The sequence below is a fragment of the Pseudomonas sp. IB20 genome, assembly GCF_009707325.1.
GTDB lineage: Bacteria > Pseudomonadota > Gammaproteobacteria > Pseudomonadales > Pseudomonadaceae > Aquipseudomonas.
In genome coordinates this window covers 5,102,760-5,120,986 of sequence record NZ_CP046103.1, presented here as the reverse complement: position 1 = coordinate 5,120,986, position 18,227 = coordinate 5,102,760, and the positions used below count along the sequence as shown (strand labels likewise).

Here is an 18,227-nt window from a genome sequence, read left to right as displayed (position 1 = left end):
GGTGATTATCAGGCCGCGCGTCATAATGCCGGCCGCCAACGAAATTTTGCAGAGTCTAGGGAGCTAGCTTGTCTACGCCTGTCGAACCCTTGCGTTTGCTGCTACTGGCCGATGAGCCAGCGTGGGCAGCGTTGTTGCGCGAGTGCCTGGTGCCGATGGGCGATGGGGCTGTGCTGATCAGCGCGCCCAACTGGGACTCGGTGAGCCGTCTGTTCGATGACGACCACACTGCTGTGCTACTGACCACGCCCAATCTGCAACCCGGCCCCGGCCGTTGCAACTTGCCGTGTGTGTTGCTGTTGGAACAGGAACCGCTGGTTTCGCCCGTGGGCGTGAGCGATTGGTTGATCCTCAATGCATTGGATGCCGATATATTGCGCCGCTGCCTGCGCCATGTCCGCGAGCGTGGCGTGCTGGAGGCCACCTTGCAGCGCCTGGCCGAACAGGACCCGCTCACCGGTATCGCCAATCGCCAGGGGTTCCAGACCTTGCTGGCGGCGCGGCTGGCTGAAAACGAAGGCCGTGGCCTGGCCCTCGGCCATCTCGACCTCGACAATTTCCGGCATGCCAACGACGCATTAGGCCACCAGGCCGGTGACCGGCTTATCCTGCAAGTGGTCTCGCGCCTCAAGAGCCAGCTCGAAGCTGGCGACCAACTGGCGCGCCTGGGCAGCGACGAATTCGCCCTGCTGATTGATACCCGCCGCGCGCCCCAGCGTGCTGAATGGATGGCTGAACGCATCACCGAAGCCATGGCCGAACCCTATTGGGTCGACGGCGAAAGCCTGCTGATCGGCTGCAGCCTGGGTGTGGCGCATGCCCGCGCGCGCGCCGGCGCCGACCCGTTGATGTGGCACGCGCACATCGCCATGCAGCAAGCCAAAAGCACCCAAGGCTGCACGTTTCATATCTTCAACGAACGCATCAACCGCAACGCGCGCAGCCTGGCCGACCTGGAAAGTGAATTGCGCCGTGCGTTGCGCCGTGACGAGTTGGAACTGCATTACCAACCGCGCCTGGACCTGGACGATGGGCATATCGTCGGCCTGGAAGCCTTGGTGCGCTGGCGCCACGGTGAGCGTGGGTTGTTGCCGCCCAGCGAATTTGTGCCGTTGGCCGAACAGAGTGGCCTGATCGTACCGTTGGGTTACTGGGTAATCTCCCGAGCCCTGCGCGACATGCAAAACCTGCGCGAACGCGGCCTGCCGCCGCTGCACATGGCGGTCAACCTGTCGTTTCGCCAGTTCCAGGACAGCCAATTGCTCTCAACCCTCAGCCGGCTGATTGCCGAGCGCGGTGTGGAGGCGCAGTGGCTGGAGTTTGAACTGACCGAAACCGCCGTGATGCGCCGCAGTGACTTGGTCAAACAGACCATGGACGCCCTCGGCCGCTTGGGTGTGCGGTTTTCCCTGGATGACTTCGGCACCGGGTTTTCGTCGTTTGTGCACCTCAACAGCCTGCCCATTGCCTTGCTGAAGATCGACAAGAGCTTTGTCGGCGGTATGGAAGAGCGCGAAGAAAACCGCAAGCTGGTGCACGCCATGATCAACCTGGCCCACAACCTCAACCTGGAAGTGGTGGCCGAAGGCGTGGAAACCCCTGAGCAGCTGGCGCTGTTGCGGTTGTTCGGCTGCGACCAGGCCCAGGGTTACTTGATCAGCAAGCCGTTGCCGTTGCCGGAGTTGGTGGAATATTTGACGTTCGGCAAGAGCCAGCAGGCGCTGCTGGGTTAGGTTGCGAACCCAATCAACACTGTGGGAGCTGGCTTGCCTGCGATGGCATCACCTGGTTATGCCTGACACACCGAGGTGCCTGCCATCGCAGGCAAGCCAGCTCCCACATTGACCGAGTACATCCTATTAGTCAGGTTGCATGGCTTGGAATACAGGCTGTATTTCCGGCTCCCGGCGAATCATCCGCTTCATCTTCGCCTCAAACGCCCACGTCAGGCTGACTGCCGCACACGCCAGGCCTAGCGCCAAGCCCCACCACACGCCGGTCGGCCCCCAGCCGAGGGTGAACGCCATCAACCACGCGGCCGGCGCGCCGATCAGCCAATAGCAGCCCAAGCCCACCAGAAAGGTGGTCTTGGCATCTTTCAGCCCACGGATGCAGCCCATGGCGATGGTCTGCACACCGTCGAACAACTCAAACCACGCGGCTACGGCCAGCAAGCTGACGGCCAGGACGATAACGTCATGGAACGCCGGGTCGTTATGGTCGAGAAATAACCCGATAAGCGCATCGGAAAACAGCCACAACACTGCCGCAAATCCCAACATCACCACCGCGCCAAAGCCGATACCAACCCGCCCCGCCATGCGCGCCTGCAGCAACTGCCCGGCGCCGTAATGCTGGCCGATGCGCATGGTGATCGCGTACGACATCCCCGCCGGCACCATGAACGCCACCGAAACAATCTGCAGGGCAATCTGATGCGCCGCCAATTGCGTACTGCCCATGGTGCCCATGCACAGCGCGGCGAAGGCAAACAAGCCGACTTCCACCGCGTAGGTGCCGCCAATCGGCAGGCCCAGGCGCCACAGCTCGCGCAGATACTGGGTGTTGAGGCGCAGCAGGCCCGAACTCAGTGGGTAGGCCGCATACGCCCGGTTACTGCGGATGTACCACATCAGCGCCAGGGCCATGCCGTTGGCGACAATGGCCGTGACCAGGCCGATGCCCATCAAACCGAGTTTCGGCAGGCCGAACATGCCCTCGATCAGCGCATGGTTGAGGAAGTAGTTGAGCACCGTGCCGCACAGGCTGATCACCATCACCGGCGTGGCCTTGCCGATGGCACTGGTAAAGCCGCGCAACGCCATGAAGCTCAGGTAGCCGGGCAGGGCGAACGGCAGGATGGTCAGGAATTGCCCCGCCGCGTGCACGTTGGTTTCGGTTTGGCCAAACATCAGCAGCACCGGCTTGAGGTTCCACAGCAGCAAGCCGGCCACCAAGGCCATCAGCCAGGCGAGCCAAAGCCCGGCCTGGGTCAGGCGGGTGGCGCCTTCGATGTCGCCCGCGCCGTGGCGGATGGCCACGAGGGTGCCGACGGCGGCAATTACGCCGATGCAGAAAATCGCCACGAACGAATAGCTCGCCGCGCCCAGGCCGCCACCGGCCAAGGCTTCGGGGCTCAGGCGGGCCATCATCAGGGTGTCGGTCAGCACCATCAGCATGTGCGCCAACTGTGAGGCAATCAACGGCCCTGACAGCCGCAGAATGGCCCAGAGTTCAGTACGCACCGGAGGCTGCATGATCATCACGCTCAAAAAGTCGAAGGGTTGGGAAAGGGTTGATTCTCGGCGCTCCTGACGCATTACACAAAAGGATAAAAGCGATCGTTTACATGATTAAAACTCATGGTAGGGTTCGGTATTGCCCTGTCGCAGGTTCATTTATGCCACGTCGTCTCCCCCCGCTTTATGCCCTGCGCGCATTCGAGGCAGCCTCACGGCACAACTCCTTCACCCGGGCGGCGCAGGAACTGTCGATCACGCAAAGTGCCGTCAGCCGGCATATCCGCACGCTCGAAGAGCATTTCGCCTGCCGCCTGTTCCAGCGTAGCGGCCGCAACCTGCAGCTCACCGAAGCGGCGCGCCTGCTGCTGCCCGGTGTGCGTGAGGGCTTCGCCGCCTTGGAGCGGGCCTGTCATACCCTGAATGCCGAAGACGACATCCTGCGCATGAAAGCGCCATCGACCCTGACCATGCGCTGGTTGCTGGCGCGCCTCAGCCGCTTCCGGGCGTTGCAGCCGGGCAATGAGGTGCAACTGACCAGTGCGTGGATGAGCGTGGATGAAGTGGACTTCAACCAGGAGCCGTTCGATTGCGCGGTATTGCTCAGCTACGGGCATTTTCCGGCGGACTGGGAGGCCAGCTACCTGTTCCCCGAGCTGCTGATCCCGGTGGGCGCACCGAACCTGCTGGAAGACGGGCCCTGGGATGTCACACGCCTGGCGTCCGCTGAGCTGCTGCACCCAACGCCCGACCGCCGCGACTGGCGCAATTGGCTCGAGCGCATGGGGCTGTCGTCCCAGGTGTCGCTCAAGGGCGGGCAAGTGTTCGACACCCTCGAATTGGGCATGATCGCTGCCGCGCGCGGGTACGGCGTCTCTATGGGCGACCTGCTGATGGTGGCCGAAGACGTGGCCCAGGGGCGATTGAGCCTGCCGTGGCCGACAGCGGTGGCGAGTGGGGAAAATTACTATTTGGTGTGGCCTAAAACCCGTCCCGGCGGTGAGCGCTTACGGCGGTTGGCGGAGTTTCTCCAGGGTGAGGTCAAGGCCATGGAATTACCCCAGGTCGAGCGCCTCGACTGAGGCGCTACACACCTTTGTGCAATCGTTTGCGCGATACCCCTGTGAATCGCTCAAGTATTGCCCGCGCCCGCCGAAGAAGGTGTGTTGGAACGCACCGTGCCAACGTTTCCCACCCGATAATTTGCCGAGCAGCGCTAAGAGATCAGGATGATCCTGGCCTCGGCCAGGAGCTGTCATGTCTCAACCTCGTGCTCGGATTGCCTCCCAGTTAGGCCTCGCACTCGCCGTGATTCTGGCTGTCGTTATCAGCGGCAGTACGGTTTTCGCCCTGCGTTCCCTCGACTCTGCCAACCTCGACACGCGCGAGGAGCACCTGGCCAGCGAGGCGCGCTTGCTTGCTGACCAACTCAATACCTTCCACAGCACCTTGCGCGAAAGTACCCAGCGTTTGAGCGGGCTGTTTGAAAAGCGCTTCGGCGCCGGTTTGAGTGTGCGTGGGGAGCAGCAGGTCACGGTGGCTGGCGTACAGACACCGAGCCTGTTCTTGGGCCTCGACCTGTTGAACAACAATTTCGATGAGGTCGATGAATTCAAGGACACCTCCGGCGGAGTGGCCACCGTATTCGTGCGCAGCGGCGAAGACTTCATTCGCGTCAGTACATCCCTGACCAAACAAGACGGCAGTCGCGCCATCGGTACGGCCCTGGACCACCAGCATCCGGCTTATCAACGGCTGCTCGCCGGGCAGAGTTATGTCGGCCGTGCTGTGCTGTTCGACCGCTCCTACATGACCCAGTACACCCCTGTGCGCGATGCTGCCGGCAAGGTGATTGCGGTGCTGTTTGTCGGTTTCGACTACACCGACGCGCAGAAGGCCCAGTTCGATAACCTCAAGCGCTTCCGTATCGGCCAGACCGGCTCCCTGGCCTTGTTGGACGAACAGAAACACTGGCTGGTGCCACCGGCCGGCGTGCAGGCGCTGGACCAGGCGATCCCAGTGATGCTCGACCTGGCCAAGAACCCAGGCAAAGGCAGCTTCTGGAGCGACAAGAACGAAGATTTCTACAGTGTCTCGGTACCGTTCGACGGCGGCCCGTGGGCGGTGGTGGCGAGCATGCCGAAGTCCGAAATCCGCGCAGTGACCTGGGCGGTGGGTATTCGACTGGTGATCGGCAGCGTGCTGGCGATGTTGCTGGCGGTAGGCGCGGCGGTGTGGTTGCTGCGCAGCAAATTGCAGCCGCTGAGTGACTTGGTACGCCAAGCCGAAGCCCTCGGCGCGGGTGATTTGAGCGCGCGTCTCAATGTGTCCAGCCATGATGAAATCGGCCAATTGGCGCGCAGCTTCAACCAGATGGGTGAAGCGCTGTCGACCATGGTCTCGCATATCCGCAAGGCCGCCGAAGAGGTCAACGGCCGTGCCCAGGCGTTGTCCGGTTTGTCGGGTGGCGCCTATGAAGGCATGGAGCAGCAGTCCGGCGAGATCACCAGCATGGCCGGCGCGGTGGAAGAATTTAGCGCCACCTCGCTGAACATCGCCGACAACATGGGCAACACCGAGCGGTTGGCCCAGGAAAACGCGCAGCAAACCCGCATCGGCCGGACCTCGATGCAAGAGGCCTCGTCGTCGCTGGAACATATCGCCACCGCGCTGAACAGCACGGCCACGGTGATCAATACCTTGGGCCAGCGCTCCCAGGAAATCGGCGGGATCGTGGGTGTGATCACCTCGATTGCCGAACAGACCAACCTGTTGGCGCTCAACGCGGCTATCGAAGCCGCCCGCGCCGGTGAACAAGGCCGCGGTTTTGCCGTGGTCGCCGACGAAGTGCGCAACCTGGCCTCGCGCACCCGCCAGGCCACCGATGAAATTTCCGGGATGATCCAAAGCATCCAGCAGGAAACCGGCAACGCCATCAGCACCATGGAACACGGCAACGTGTTGATGCAGGAAGGCCTGTCGCTCAACGCCGACGTGGCTTCGGCCCTGGCGCGGATCGACGAGCAAAGCCGCTCGGCGGGTCAGCAATTTGCGGCGATCACCACCGCTACCCAAGAGCAGAGCAGCACCGCGACCTTGCTGAGCAGCAACTTGCAGAGCATTGCGCTGGCCAACAGCGAGCAGCGTGAAGTGGTGTCGAACCTGGCGATTACCGCCAAGGAGCTGGAGACCTTGGCGGCAGGTTTGCGGCATGAAGTAGACCGGTTCGACACTCGCCTAGGCCTGGGTCCACGCGCTTGCCGATATCCTTGAGGCGCGCCAGTTGATCGACCATACCTGGCGCCTCGTCCAGGCTGCTGACGAAGGTCCACAGGTAAGTCATCACGGCGTACACGTGGCCGGCCTTGACCGCCGGTGACAACGCCAACTGACTGATCGCCACCACAAACAGCAAGGCTGCCAGCGTACCGATAAACAGGAACGCGGCGGCTTCGCGGTCAGACAGCCAGATGCGCAGGCGCGACAGTACTTGATAATGGCGCTGCAAGGTCTGTGCGCCGACCTTTTCCACCAGGCCGATTTCCTTCTCCAGGCGGTCGTTCAAGCGTTCATGCAGCTCCTGATTGCGCCGTGCAAAGCGTGGCAGCAAGGTGGTGCACAACAGCAACGCGGTCAGGCATGCCAGGCCGATCCACGGTTCGATCACCAACAACATCACCGCCGCGCCGACGATCGACACCAACGCCGTGGCGATGATCGGCACGTGTTTTTCGAAGAAGTCGACAAAGTCCCGCGCCAGCACCACCCGCGCCGCAGCCCGTGAGGTGCTGTGGTTTTGCAGGCGCTGATTGAGGATCACCGGCACCGCGAGGTCGGCATAGATCCGCGTGAACGTGCGCGTGTCCAACGCCCGACGCGCCGCCCCGACGACCCAGAACGCCAAGACTACGGCGGCGTAGAACAACGCGCTGCCGGCATCGCCACGGATAATTGAATCCACCGCGAACCCGGCAAACAGCGGGTACGCCAGCAGCAGCGCATTCTCCAGCGCAACCAGCGACAAGGTGCAGAACAGCTTGCCGGGATAAGCCCGAGCGATGGCTTTCAACGTCTGGCTGGCGGACTGTTGGCCGATTTTCTTGCTTTCTTCGATCAGAATTTTCGGGGTGGCGGATGACATGGGGTGCACCAAAGGAGTGATAGACGCTATTATTGAGCGACTGCTCAAGTATCCTTGAGCGATCGCTCAAAAAGCAAGCGCCGTTTATCTACCGGCGCCTGAAGGAATTGCCCATGTCGCGTATCGACCGTAAAGACCAGATCATCGCCGCTGCCCTGGAACTGTTTCGCAGCAAGGGGTTTGCCGATGTGTCCACCCGCGACTTGGCCGAACATGCCGGCCTGTCGCGCAGCCACGTCTACCACTACTTCAGCGACTGGAATGAACTGCGCCGCGAAGCCTTTGTGCGTTTTGCCAATGAGCAACTGGATGAAGTGCGCGCGCCGCTGGTGGGCTTGCCGCCGCTTGAGGCGCTGGTGGGTTTCTTGCGCGACTGCCTGCCGTGTACCGCCGATGCCGGCTGGGCACTGTGGCTGGACGCCTGGGACGAGGCGATGCACGACCCGCAAATGGCCCAGGCGTATTTGGTGATCAACGCCCAATGGCAAGGCATGCTCGCCGAGGTGATCGAACAGGGCGTCGCCGCTGGCGTGTTCCGGTGTGATTCGCCCCAGCGCGCTGCCCGGCAGATCTTCGCGATGGCGATGGGTTATGCCGATGACCTGATGCTGAATCCCTCCACCGAGTCGGCGGAGTCGGTGTTGGATGAGGTGATGGAAGTGGCGAGGCTGTTGCTGGATTTGCGCGCCTACTCCACCCTCAGGCCGGTACTGCAATGCCTCGGCCAAATGATGCCGAGTGATGTGCTCAACCCGCTCAAGGTCGGCCAGCGTGCGCGCCACCTTGAGCAAACGGTGAGCCGCTCGCAACGACAACGTCAGCCGCTCGCAGGCGCTTTCCAGCCAGCTTTCATCGGCTTTCGCCAGTTGGCAATGTTTGCGTAGCCCGGGCAGATCAAGGAAGGCATTGGCGCAGCCCTGGCGCTTTAGTTGGCGCTCGCGGGCTTCGGCAACCTCAGCCGAGGCCTTCGCCGTGTTATCGCCAGGCTGTTGGGCCGGGTTAAGTGCCGTGGTTTCCCGGGCGACGGTCAGGTGCAAGTCGATCCGGTCCAGCAACGGCCCTGAGAGTTTATTGCGATAGCGCTGGATCTGCTCCGGCGTACACCGACAGCGTCCACTGGGTTCGCCCAAATAGCCGCAAGGGCAGGGGTTCATGGCGGCCACCAGTTGAAAGCGTGCCGGGAAACTCACCCGGTCACGCGCGCGGGAAATCACGATATGCCCCGACTCAAGCGGTTCGCGCAGCACTTCCAGGACCTTGCGATCGAACTCCGGCAACTCATCCAGAAACAACACACCATGATGGGCGAGGGTGATTTCCCCCGGTTGCGGTTTTGACCCGCCGCCCACCAGTGCCGGCCCCGACGCCGAATGGTGCGGCTGGCGAAACGGGCGGTGCGGCCAATGGCTCAGCGGCGCGAGGCTGACCACCGACTGAATCGCCGCCACTTCCAAGGCTTCCTGTTCACTCAACGGCGGCAGCAAACCGGGCAAGCGGCTGGCGAGCAAGGTTTTGCCGGTGCCAGGTGGCCCGCTAAACAGCAGGTTATGCGCGCCTGCTGCCGCAATCAGCAGCGCGCGCTTAGCCGCCAACTGCCCTTGTACTTCGCTAAGGTCTGGATAGGGTTTATTCAAGTACAGCAGGCCATCGGACTTGTAAGGCTCAATCGGCACATGCCCATTCAAGTGCGCCACCACCTGTAGCAAGTGATCCACCGCAATCACCTTTAACCCCGACGCCAAGCACGCCTCCTCGGCATTCGCCCGAGGCACTATCACGGTGCGTCCGGCCTTGCGCGCCGCCAGCGCTGCCGGTAACACGCCTTTCACTGCTCGCACTTCGCCCGACAGTGCCAGCTCGCCCAGGCATTCCACGTCATCGAGCATCAATGCCGGCACCTGCACACTGGCTGCCAGAATCCCGAGGGCAATCGCCAAATCAAACCGCCCGCCGTCCTTGGGCAGGTCGGCGGGCGCGAGGTTGAGGGTGATGCGCCGGGCTGGATATTGCAGCGCCGAGTTGAGAATGGCGCTGCGCACGCGGTCTTTGCTTTCCTTGACGGCGGTTTCCGGCAGGCCCACCAATGTCAGGGACGGCAGACCATTGGCCATATGCACTTCGACGGTGACGGCAGGGGCTTCGACGCCAATTTGGGCGCGGCTGTGGACGATGGCGAGGGACATGCTCGTTCCTTGAAAGAGAGGCCGCTTCCTGCGGGTTTTTCAAGGGTAGACGAGGCGGGGAAGAGCGAAGTGGGGGAGGTTTTACAGAACGTATCCGGAGTCGTTCGCAGAGCTTTACGTGGGGGCTGGCTTGCCTGCGATGCAGACGCCTCGGTGTATCAGGCAGACTGAGGCGATACTTTCGCAGGCAAGCCAGCTCCCACACTGACCGCGTTTATTCAGCAGACGGCGGCGTCAACTTGGCTTCCAACTCCGCCACTTTAGCCTCCAGGCTCTCCAACCGCGCACGCGTGCGGGCCAGCACCACCATTTGGCTGTCAAACTCTTCCCGGCTTACCAGGTCGAGTTTGCTGAAGCCGCTTTGCAGCAGCGCCTTGAACTGGCTTTCGATTTCGTTGCGGGGCAGCGGGGTGTCGCCGCTGAACAGGCGAGAGGCGTGGCCGCTCAGGGCGTCGAGGAGGTCTTTGGGCGCGAGCATGGGAAATATTCCGGAAAACTGTTGGCGGGCAGTGTATCACGCAGCGTCTATAGTCCTTTCACGGCCGCGGGCGCACGCTTTTCGCGCAGAGGCTCGGGCGGCGATGCACTGTTTTTGTGCGCATTGCAGCCGCGAATACGCCCCGCAGGTGGGCATAAGTGGGCAAAGGACTGATTTCAGTGGTTTTTACGGAGCTGGCAAGGTTTCTGCTTAGACGATCATGACCCATGCACTGATGCAGTCGCTGTGACGAATGCAGTGCGCCGACGGATCAGGGGTACAGGTTTCGTCACCAGTGGTTCGCTGGCGTCGTAACGGCAACTGCCGAGGCGACGACGCGTTACAAAGCCAGGCACTGCGCTTAGACTTGAGACGGGTTTGTTTTCCTGGGGCAAGTCCACCAATTCGGGAGAGAGTTTTCATGAAGCTAGTCACTGCCATCATCAAGCCGTTCAAGTTGGACGATGTACGCGAGTCACTGTCCGAGATCGGCGTGCAGGGCATTACCGTTACTGAGGTCAAAGGCTTCGGGCGGCAGAAGGGTCACACCGAGCTGTATCGCGGCGCGGAATACGTGGTCGATTTCCTGCCAAAGGTGAAGATTGATGTCGCCATTGACGACAAGGATCTTGACCGGGTTATCGAGGCGATAACCAAGGCGGCCAACACCGGCAAGATCGGTGACGGCAAGATCTTCGTGGTCAATCTGGAACAGGCTATTCGCATCCGTACCGGCGAAACCGATACCGACGCAATCTAAGCCGCCAAACCCCCAACGCCCCAGGAGAAAACAATATGACTCTGCGTAAATTCGCAGGGCTAGGAGCCCTGTTGTCCCTCGTAATGCCGGCCTTGGCATTGGCGGCGGACCCAGCCCCTGCTCCAGTCCTCAATTCCGGCGACACGGCGTGGATGCTCACATCCACCGCGCTGGTGCTGTTCATGACCATTCCGGGCCTGGCGCTGTTCTACGGCGGCATGGTTCGCTCCAAAAACATTCTTTCCGTGATGATGCAGTGCTTCGCCATCACCGGCCTGATCACCATCTTGTGGTTCGTTTACGGCTACAGCATGGCGTTCGACACCACCGGTATGGAAGCAGGCGTCGTCAACCTCAACTCGTTCGTGGGCGGCCTGTCCAAACTGTTCCTGTCGGGTGTGACCCCGGCGAGCATCACCGGCCCTGCGGCGCTGTTCCCTGAGGCGGTGTTCGTCACCTTCCAGATGACGTTCGCCATCATTACTCCTGCGCTGATCGTCGGTGCTTTCGCCGAGCGTATGAAGTTCTCCGCGATGCTGATCTTCATGGGCGTCTGGTTCACCCTGGTCTACGCACCGATTGCCCACATGGTGTGGGGCGGTCCGGGTTCGTTGTTGGGCGACTGGGGCGTGCTGGACTTCGCAGGCGGCACCGTGGTGCACATTAACGCCGGTGTGGCTGGCCTGGTGGCGTGCCTGGTGCTTGGTAAGCGCAAAGGCTTCCCGACCACCCCAATGGCGCCTCACAACCTGGGTTACACCCTGGTGGGTGCGGCCATGCTGTGGGTCGGCTGGTTCGGCTTCAACGCCGGTTCCGCTGCTGCGGCCAACGGCACTGCCGGTATGGCCATGCTGGTCACCCAGATCGCTACCGCTGCTGCGGCGCTGGGTTGGATGTTCGCCGAGTGGGTCACCCACGGTAAGCCAAGCGCACTGGGCATCGCCTCGGGTGTGGTGGCGGGTCTGGTTGCCATCACCCCGGCTGCCGGCACCGTGGGCCCAATGGGCGCCCTGGTGATCGGTTTGGCGGCGGGCGTGGTGTGCTTCTTCTGCGCCACTACCCTGAAACGCAAACTGGGCTACGACGACTCGCTGGACGCCTTCGGCGTGCATGGTATCGGCGGTATCCTCGGCGCGATCCTGACCGGCGTGTTCGCTGCGCCTTCCATGGGCGGCTTCAACGCGGCGACCACTGACATCGCGGCGCAAGTCTGGATCCAGTGCAAAGGCGTGGGCTTCACCGTGATCTACACGGCTATCGTGACCTTCATCATCCTCAAGGTGCTGGATGCGGTCATGGGCCTGCGGGTTACCGAGGAAGAAGAGGCCGTGGGCCTCGACCTGGCGCAACACAACGAGCGCGGTTACAACTTGTAAGTACGCGAAAAAAAGGTGCCCGGCTTGCCGGGCATTTTTTTGCCTGGCGTTTGTCAGTGATAGGAAGCTGTACCGGTTTTTGCTCCGCGTTTGTGATGGGGCGCACGCGGTACTTTTCATCGTGCAAAAGTCTTACATGCATGTAGGCGTATTCGGCACTTTGTTTTTTCCCTGAGCGCGCTAGAATGCGCGCCGATGGGCGGAGAACTGTATGTGGCAACAGACCCTGATTACCCTACGGGCCAAGCCCCGGGGCTTTCACTTGGTAACGGATGAGTTGCTCGCCGGCTTGCCTGAATTGAAGGCGTGCCGTGTGGGCCTGTTGCATTTGTGGCTGCAGCACACCTCGGCCTCGTTGACGGTCAACGAGAATGCCGACCCGGCGGTTCGCCGTGACTTCGAGCGTTTTTTCAACTCGCTGGTGCCGCAAGGGCGTGCAGGGTTCGAACACAACGACGAAGGTCCGGATGATCTGCCGGCGCACTTCAAGGCCAGTCTCCTGGGCTGCCAGCTGAGTTTGCCGGTCAAGGCCGGCCGCTTGGCGATAGGGACCTGGCAAGGTGTTTATCTGGGCGAGCACCGTGATCATGGCGGTGCTCGTAAAGTCCTCGCCACCTTGCACGGTGATGGGGCATAAGCCACTGGTTATCCAGTGGATGTGATTTTTTTCCGGCAACCTCGACAGAGGGCGAAGCTGGGCTATAACTAATCTGCTTTTCGCAAGTCATGAGGTAGAACATGAGCGACGATGATCTGGAAAACGACGAACTTGAAGTAGACGACGAGACTGACGATAGTCTTGACGCGGCAGCTGCTGAAGACGGTCCTGACGAAGGCGATGACGGTGGCGATGACGCGCCTGTCAAAGTAGCCAAAGGCAAAGCCAAGGCCGCTGTTTCGGTAGATGAGCTGCCGAGCGTTGAAGCCAAGAACAAAGAGCGCGATGCGCTGGCCCGTGCGATGGAAGAATTCCTCGCTAAAGGCGGCAAAGTGCAGGAAGTCGAGGCCAACGTGGTGGCAGACCCACCGAAGAAGCCGGATAACAAGTACGGCAGCCGACCTATCTGAGGTCAGCTCTCGCTTGTAAGAAAAAGCCCGCCGTCGCTGCGGGCTTTTTTTGCATGCGGGCCTAGCAGCGTTAGGCTTTAGGCTTTTAACTCGATTTGTTCCCCCACTTGTTCCCCCACTTCGACGGTGCGTGACGATCCTCAGAAGCGCCGTTATATGTGTGAGCAAGCAAGCCAGCGCCCACATTAGGTTTTGCGTTACGTCCAGCTGTTCAGCAGCGCTGGTAACTCCGCCAAGTTACGAATCTGCGCATCCGGGCGCTTATCCGCCTCCCAAGCCTTACCCGTCGGGTTAAACCACACCGCGCGAAGCCCTGCCTGCTGCGCCCCGGCGATGTCATCGCCTGGGTGATCCCCGATATGCACCGCCTGACTGGCGTCCACACCGCCGCGTTGCAGCGCCTCTTGAAACAACCGCGCATCCGGCTTGGCAATGCCGATATCTTCGGCGCGCAGGGCAAAGTGGAAATAGTCCGCCAGGCCCACGCGCTGCACGTCAGCGTTGCCATTGGTGATCACGCCCAGTAGGAAATGCTGGCGCAGCGCCTGCAACATCGGCTCGGCTTCGGGAAATGGCGTGAGTTGGTGTCGGGCATGTATGAACGCTTCGTAGCACACGTCTGCCATTTGCGTGGCCTCAGGCTGTGGATAGCCTGCCTCTTCAAACGCATGCATCAGTACCCGATGGCGCAGGATGCTGATGCGGTGTTTGAGCTCAGGATGGCGCTCCAGTACCTGCTGGCGAAGGCTGGCGAAGTGCTCCAAGGGCAAGTCGCCGACCTTGGTGGCGTGCACCGCCAGCCACTCGCGCATCGACGCTTCGGCGCCGATGATGACCGGTACGTTGTCCCAGAGTGTGTCGTCCAGGTCGAAGGTGATCAGCTTGATACTCATGAGTCGCCGCCCTTGATGCGTTTGGCCCGTGGATGGGCGCTGTCGTACACCGTTGCCAGGTGCTGGAAGTCGAGGTGGGTGTAGATCTGCGTGGTCTTGATGTCGGAGTGGCCGAGCAGTTCTTGCACCGCGCGCAGGTCCTGGGATGATTCGAGCATGTGGCTGGCAAAAGAGTGACGCAGCATGTGTGGGTGCAGGTTCTGCCCCAGCTCACGCTCGCCCGCAGCCTTGACCCGTACTTGAATGGCCCGTGGCCCCAGGCGTCGGCCTTGCTGGCTGATAAATACGGCATCGTCCACCGGGTTGGCCAATGCCCGCAGCGGCAACCATAGTTGCAAGGCTTCCCGAGCCTTGCGGCCGACCGGCAGCACGCGGGTCTTGCTGCCCTTGCCGAGTACCTGCACCAAGCCGTCCGCCAGGTCCAGTTGGTCGAGGTTCAGGCCGGTCAGCTCCGACAGGCGCAGGCCCGAGGAATAGAACAGCTCAAGGATGGCCTGGTCGCGGTGGGCGAGGAAGTCATCCTCGACGGCGCCGTCGAGCAATTGCAGGGCGCGATCGGTGTCCAGGGTCTTGGGCAGGCGCCGTTCGCCCTTGGGCGGGGCCAAGCCGTTGGCCGGGTCGTGGTCGCACAGGCCTTCGCGGTTGAGGTAGTGATACAGGCCGCGCACCGCCGACAGCAGCCGCGACAAGCTGCGCGAGGACTGGCCTTGCTGGTGCAGCCGCGCGACCAGGCTGCGCAGGCTTTGGATATCCAAGGCCTTCCAGCTGGCGATCTGTTGTTTTTCGCAGTACGCCAGGACCTTGTTCAAGTCCCGTCGATAGGCTTCCAGCGTATGGGGCGACACCTGGCGCTCGTTGCGCAGGTGAGCGCAATAAGCGTCCAGTTGCCGTTCCATGGCTAGCGCACCGCGCGCAGGGCAGTGGTGAAGCGCGGCAATACGCGGCCCAGCACTTCGGCGATGTAGGTCAGGAACAGTGTGCCCACTGAGCTTTTGTAGTGCTGCGGGTCACGGCTGGCGATGGCCAATACGCCGTGCAGGCCTTGATGGCTGAGGGCGACCACGGCGGTGGAGCCGATCTGCTTGCGCTGTTCGGCGCCAAATAGGAAGTCCAGCTCATGCTCGCGCAAGGTGCCGCTGATGGTCTTGCCTTCCGAGAGCAGGCCGCCGATGGCGGTTTGTGCTTCGCCGCCGCTGACCCAGCGACCCACCGGCATCGCGTTGTCGCTGAACAGGATCAGGCTCACAAACGGCACCTGGAAGTCCTGGCGCAGACTGTCTTCCACGGCGATCACCGTTTCTTCCAGGCTGGTGGCGTCCATCAAGGTAAGAATCAGGCGACGGGTCTTGTCGAAAAGACGGTCGTTATCGCGGGCCACATCCATAAGGTGCGAGAGCTTGTGGCGCATTTCGATATTGCGCTCACGCAGAATTTTCATCTGCCGCTCCACCAGGGACACGGTATCGCCGCGCTGGTGAGGGATGCGCAGCGCGGGCAACAGTTCTTCGTGCTGGGTGAAGAAGTCCGGGTTAGCCTCAAGGTACGCCGCGACAGCAGCGGCCTCCAGACTTTCGCTCGGGGACGCTTCGGCGGGTACTTGAGGCTTATCGGTCATTAGATTTGCTCACTCATAGACGGACCTGTCCTTCGTATACGCGCGAGGCCGGCCCGGTCATCATCACCGGGTGGCCAGGGCCTGCCCATTCGATGGACAAACGTCCGCCGGGCAGGTCGATCAGCAGCGGCGAATCCATCCACCCCTGGCTGATCGCGGCCACGGCCGCAGCGCAAGCGCCGGTGCCGCAAGCCTGGGTTTCGCCGGCGCCGCGCTCCCACACACGCAATTGCGCGCGGGAACGGTCGATCACCTGCAGGAACCCCACATTCACCCGTGCCGGAAAGCGCGGGTGATGTTCGATTTTCGGCCCAAGCTCATGCACCGGGGCGTTATTGATGTCGTCGACGCGCAGCACGGCGTGGGGGTTGCCCATCGACACGGCGGCGATGTCCACCGTCTTGCCCTCAACGTCCAGCGCGTAGTGGGTGGCCTGCTCGGTGGCCTGGAACGGAATGTCCGCCGGCACCAGGCGTGGCGCGCCCATGTTGACGCTGATCTGGCCGTCGCTGCGAATATCCAGCTCGATGATGCCGCTCTTGGTCTCGACCCGAATCTGGCGCTTGGCGGTCAGGCGCTTGTCCAGCACAAAGCGTGCGAAGCAGCGCGCACCGTTGCCGCACTGTTCCACTTCGGAGCCGTCGGAGTTGAAGATCCGGTAACGGAAATCCACGTCCGGGTTGCTCGGCGCCTCGACGATCAGCAACTGGTCGAAGCCAATGCCGGTGTGACGGTCGCCCCACTGTTTCGCGTGTTTGGGCAGGATGTGCGCGTGTTGGCTGACCAGGTCGAGGACCATGAAGTCGTTGCCCAGCCCGTGCATCTTGGTAAAACGCAGCAGCATGGCTTACTCCGGCAGCAGGCTTTCGCCAGCATACAACTCGGCTACCGTCTCGCGGCGACGCACTTCAAACGCTTGATCACCGTCCACCAGCACCTCGGCGGCACGGCCGCGGGTGTTGTAGTTGGAACTCATGACAAACCCGTAGGCTCCGGCCGAGTGCACGGCCAGCAAGTCGCCTTCTTCCAGGGCCAGCTGACGCTCCTTGGCCAGGAAGTCGCCGGTTTCGCAGATAGGGCCGACGATGTCGTAGTTACGGCCTTCGCCAGTACGTGGCTTGACGGCAGTCACATCCATCCAGGCCTGGTACAGCGCCGGGCGGATCAGGTCGTTCATCGCCGCGTCGACGATGGCGAAATCCTTGTACTCGGTGTGCTTAAGGTACTCGACCTGGGTCAGCAGCACGCTCGCGTTGGCGACGATATAACGGCCCGGCTCGAACATCAGGGTCAGGCCGCGGCCTTCGGTGCGCTCGCGCACGGCCTGGATGTAGTCAGCGATCTGCGGTGGTTCTTCATCGCGATAACGCACGCCCACACCACCACCGAGGTCGATGTGTTGCAGGTAGATGCCGCACTCGCCCAGGCGGTCGGTCAGCGCCAGCAGGCGGTCGAGCGCATCCAGGAACGGTGGCAGGGTGGTCAGTTGCGAGCCGATATGGCAGTCGACACCCAGCACTTCAAGGTTCGGCAGTTGGGCGGCGCGGATGTACACATCCTCGGCGTCGGCAATGGCGATGCCGAACTTGTTCTCTTTGAGACCGGTGGAAATGTACGGGTGGGTGCCGGCGTCAACGTCGGGGTTGACGCGCAAGGAGATCGGCGCGCGAACGCCCATTTCGGCAGCGACCACCTGCAGGCGCTCCAACTCGTCGGTGGATTCGACATTGAAGCAGTGCACGCCGACTTCGAGGGCGCGGCGCATGTCTTCGCGGCTCTTGCCGACGCCGGAGAAGACGATCTTGTCAGGCGTGCCGCCAGCAGCCAATACACGCTCCAGCTCGCCACGGGAGACGATGTCGAAACCGGCGCCAAGGCGCGCCAGGACATTCAGTACACCCAGGTTGGAGTTGGCCTTGACCGCGTAGCACACCAGGTGTGGAACGCCCTTGAGCGGGTCGGTGAAGGAGCGGTATTGGGCTTCGATGTGCGCACGCGAGTACACATAAGTCGGGGTGCCAAAGCGCTGGGCAATCGCGGACAGCGCCACGCCTTCCGCGAACAGCTCGCCGTCCCGGTAGTTAAAAGCGTCCATGAGTTTCCCTTAATAGGTGTCGTGCTTGTGCGCTTTTGCCGGCTTTTGCGACGATTGCGCCTGTTCATTCGGGTCTTTGCTGTCATCGGGCAGGTACAGCGGGCCTTTTTGACCACAGGCACTAACGAGGCAAGCGACCGCGACGAGCGCAGCAAGGGACGAGATCAGGCGCTTCATGGCGAAATCCTTGAATATGCATTAATTGCGCCCGAGTATACCGACCACCCGCCAGCTTGCCTATGCGCCGCAATACCCGTCCGACGGGGGTTTGCCGAGACGGTCAGGAAGCGTCCTACCCTTGATGGGGATATTTCATTCCGCCATTCGTGATGAAATCGGTATCCTTTGCAATCGGCGGGGCTCGCCCGTATCGTGCGGC

At 61.8% G+C, this 18,227-nt stretch carries 16 protein-coding genes and 2 pseudogenes; 8 read left to right on the top strand and 10 right to left on the bottom strand.

Features of this window, described 5'->3' with window-relative positions; translation table 11 throughout:
- Nucleotides 1-68: 68 nt before the first annotated feature.
- Entirely contained in the window at nt 69-1,733 is a 1,665-nt protein-coding gene (locus GJU48_RS23965; RefSeq protein ID WP_094948724.1) for a putative bifunctional diguanylate cyclase/phosphodiesterase, read from the top strand.
- A 126-nt stretch (nt 1,734-1,859) separates the two neighbouring features.
- Here the strand turns inward: GJU48_RS23965 and GJU48_RS23960 are convergent, their stop codons facing one another.
- Nucleotides 1,860-3,263: a NorM family multidrug efflux MATE transporter gene (locus tag GJU48_RS23960; RefSeq protein ID WP_094948725.1), complete on the bottom strand. Its 1,404-nt coding sequence runs from the start codon at nt 3,261-3,263 to the stop codon at nt 1,860-1,862.
- 137 nt (nt 3,264-3,400) lie between these two features.
- Here GJU48_RS23960 and GJU48_RS23955 point away from each other — a divergent pair, with 137 nt between their 5' ends.
- Together GJU48_RS23955 and GJU48_RS23950 are read left to right on the top strand one after the other, a co-directional pair.
- Complete coding sequence (locus GJU48_RS23955) at nt 3,401-4,321, top strand: LysR substrate-binding domain-containing protein (RefSeq protein WP_094948726.1); 921 nt, start codon at nt 3,401-3,403, stop codon at nt 4,319-4,321.
- 175 nt (nt 4,322-4,496) lie between these two features.
- A complete protein-coding gene (locus GJU48_RS23950) occupies nt 4,497-6,512 on the top strand; it encodes a methyl-accepting chemotaxis protein (protein ID WP_155296086.1) in 2,016 nt (671 codons plus the stop codon).
- Here the strand turns inward: GJU48_RS23950 and GJU48_RS23945 are convergent.
- Nucleotides 6,409-7,380 (bottom strand): ABC transporter six-transmembrane domain-containing protein, encoded by a 972-nt coding sequence (locus tag GJU48_RS23945; protein ID WP_155296085.1) that lies wholly within the window; start codon nt 7,378-7,380, stop codon nt 6,409-6,411. The genes GJU48_RS23950 and GJU48_RS23945 overlap by 104 nt on opposite strands.
- Before the next feature lie 113 nt (nt 7,381-7,493).
- On the opposite strand from GJU48_RS23945, the pseudogene GJU48_RS23940 reads away from it, so the two are divergent.
- Nucleotides 7,494-8,063 (top strand): annotated as a pseudogene (locus GJU48_RS23940) (TetR/AcrR family transcriptional regulator); the annotation flags it as partial.
- Nucleotides 8,064-8,084: 21 nt separating this feature from the next.
- Here GJU48_RS23940 and GJU48_RS23935 read toward each other — a convergent pair.
- Together GJU48_RS23935 and GJU48_RS23930 are read right to left on the bottom strand one after the other, a co-directional pair.
- Nucleotides 8,085-9,563 (bottom strand): annotated as a pseudogene (locus tag GJU48_RS23935) (YifB family Mg chelatase-like AAA ATPase); the annotation flags it as partial.
- Between the two features lie 214 nt (nt 9,564-9,777).
- Nucleotides 9,778-10,041, bottom strand: coding sequence for an accessory factor UbiK family protein (locus tag GJU48_RS23930; RefSeq protein WP_094948733.1), 264 nt, complete (start codon nt 10,039-10,041; stop codon nt 9,778-9,780).
- A 421-nt stretch (nt 10,042-10,462) separates the two neighbouring features.
- On the opposite strand from GJU48_RS23930, the gene glnK reads away from it, so the two are divergent.
- The 4 genes from glnK to sutA all read left to right on the top strand — a co-directional run bounded on the left by glnK (nt 10,463) and on the right by sutA (nt 13,245).
- Entirely contained in the window at nt 10,463-10,801 is a 339-nt protein-coding gene (gene glnK, locus GJU48_RS23925; RefSeq protein WP_002555808.1) for a P-II family nitrogen regulator, read from the top strand.
- A gap of 35 nt (nt 10,802-10,836) precedes the next feature.
- Nucleotides 10,837-12,177 carry an ammonium transporter gene (locus GJU48_RS23920; protein WP_094948734.1) on the top strand — a complete coding sequence of 447 codons (1,341 nt, stop codon included), beginning with the start codon at nt 10,837-10,839 and terminating at the stop codon, nt 12,175-12,177.
- A 211-nt stretch (nt 12,178-12,388) separates the two neighbouring features.
- On the top strand, nt 12,389-12,814 hold the full coding sequence (locus GJU48_RS23915) for a secondary thiamine-phosphate synthase enzyme YjbQ (protein ID WP_065938004.1): 426 nt from the start codon (nt 12,389-12,391) through the stop codon (nt 12,812-12,814).
- 101 nt (nt 12,815-12,915) lie between these two features.
- Complete coding sequence (gene sutA / locus GJU48_RS23910; protein ID WP_094948735.1) at nt 12,916-13,245, top strand: transcriptional regulator SutA; 330 nt, start codon at nt 12,916-12,918, stop codon at nt 13,243-13,245.
- Nucleotides 13,246-13,442: 197 nt separating this feature from the next.
- On the opposite strand, the gene GJU48_RS23905 is transcribed toward sutA, so the two are convergent.
- Genes GJU48_RS23905 through lptM form a run of 6 tightly spaced genes read right to left on the bottom strand, consistent with a single transcriptional unit; the run spans nt 13,443 to nt 18,025 of the window.
- Nucleotides 13,443-14,138: an HAD family hydrolase gene (locus tag GJU48_RS23905; protein WP_094948742.1), complete on the bottom strand. Its 696-nt coding sequence runs from the start codon at nt 14,136-14,138 to the stop codon at nt 13,443-13,445.
- Nucleotides 14,135-15,034 (bottom strand): tyrosine recombinase XerC, encoded by a 900-nt coding sequence (gene xerC, locus GJU48_RS23900; protein WP_094948743.1) that lies wholly within the window; start codon nt 15,032-15,034, stop codon nt 14,135-14,137. Before xerC ends, GJU48_RS23905 begins: the two co-directional genes overlap by 4 nt.
- Before the next feature lie 2 nt (nt 15,035-15,036).
- Nucleotides 15,037-15,753, bottom strand: coding sequence for a DUF484 family protein (locus tag GJU48_RS23895; RefSeq protein ID WP_094948744.1), 717 nt, complete (start codon nt 15,751-15,753; stop codon nt 15,037-15,039).
- A 13-nt stretch (nt 15,754-15,766) separates the two neighbouring features.
- Entirely contained in the window at nt 15,767-16,597 is an 831-nt protein-coding gene (dapF, locus tag GJU48_RS23890; RefSeq protein ID WP_094948745.1) for a diaminopimelate epimerase, read from the bottom strand.
- 3 nt (nt 16,598-16,600) lie between these two features.
- Complete coding sequence (lysA, locus tag GJU48_RS23885; protein WP_094948746.1) at nt 16,601-17,848, bottom strand: diaminopimelate decarboxylase; 1,248 nt, start codon at nt 17,846-17,848, stop codon at nt 16,601-16,603.
- 9 nt (nt 17,849-17,857) lie between these two features.
- Nucleotides 17,858-18,025, bottom strand: coding sequence for an LPS translocon maturation chaperone LptM (gene lptM, locus GJU48_RS23880; protein ID WP_017845169.1), 168 nt, complete (start codon nt 18,023-18,025; stop codon nt 17,858-17,860).
- Nucleotides 18,026-18,227 lie beyond the last annotated feature (202 nt).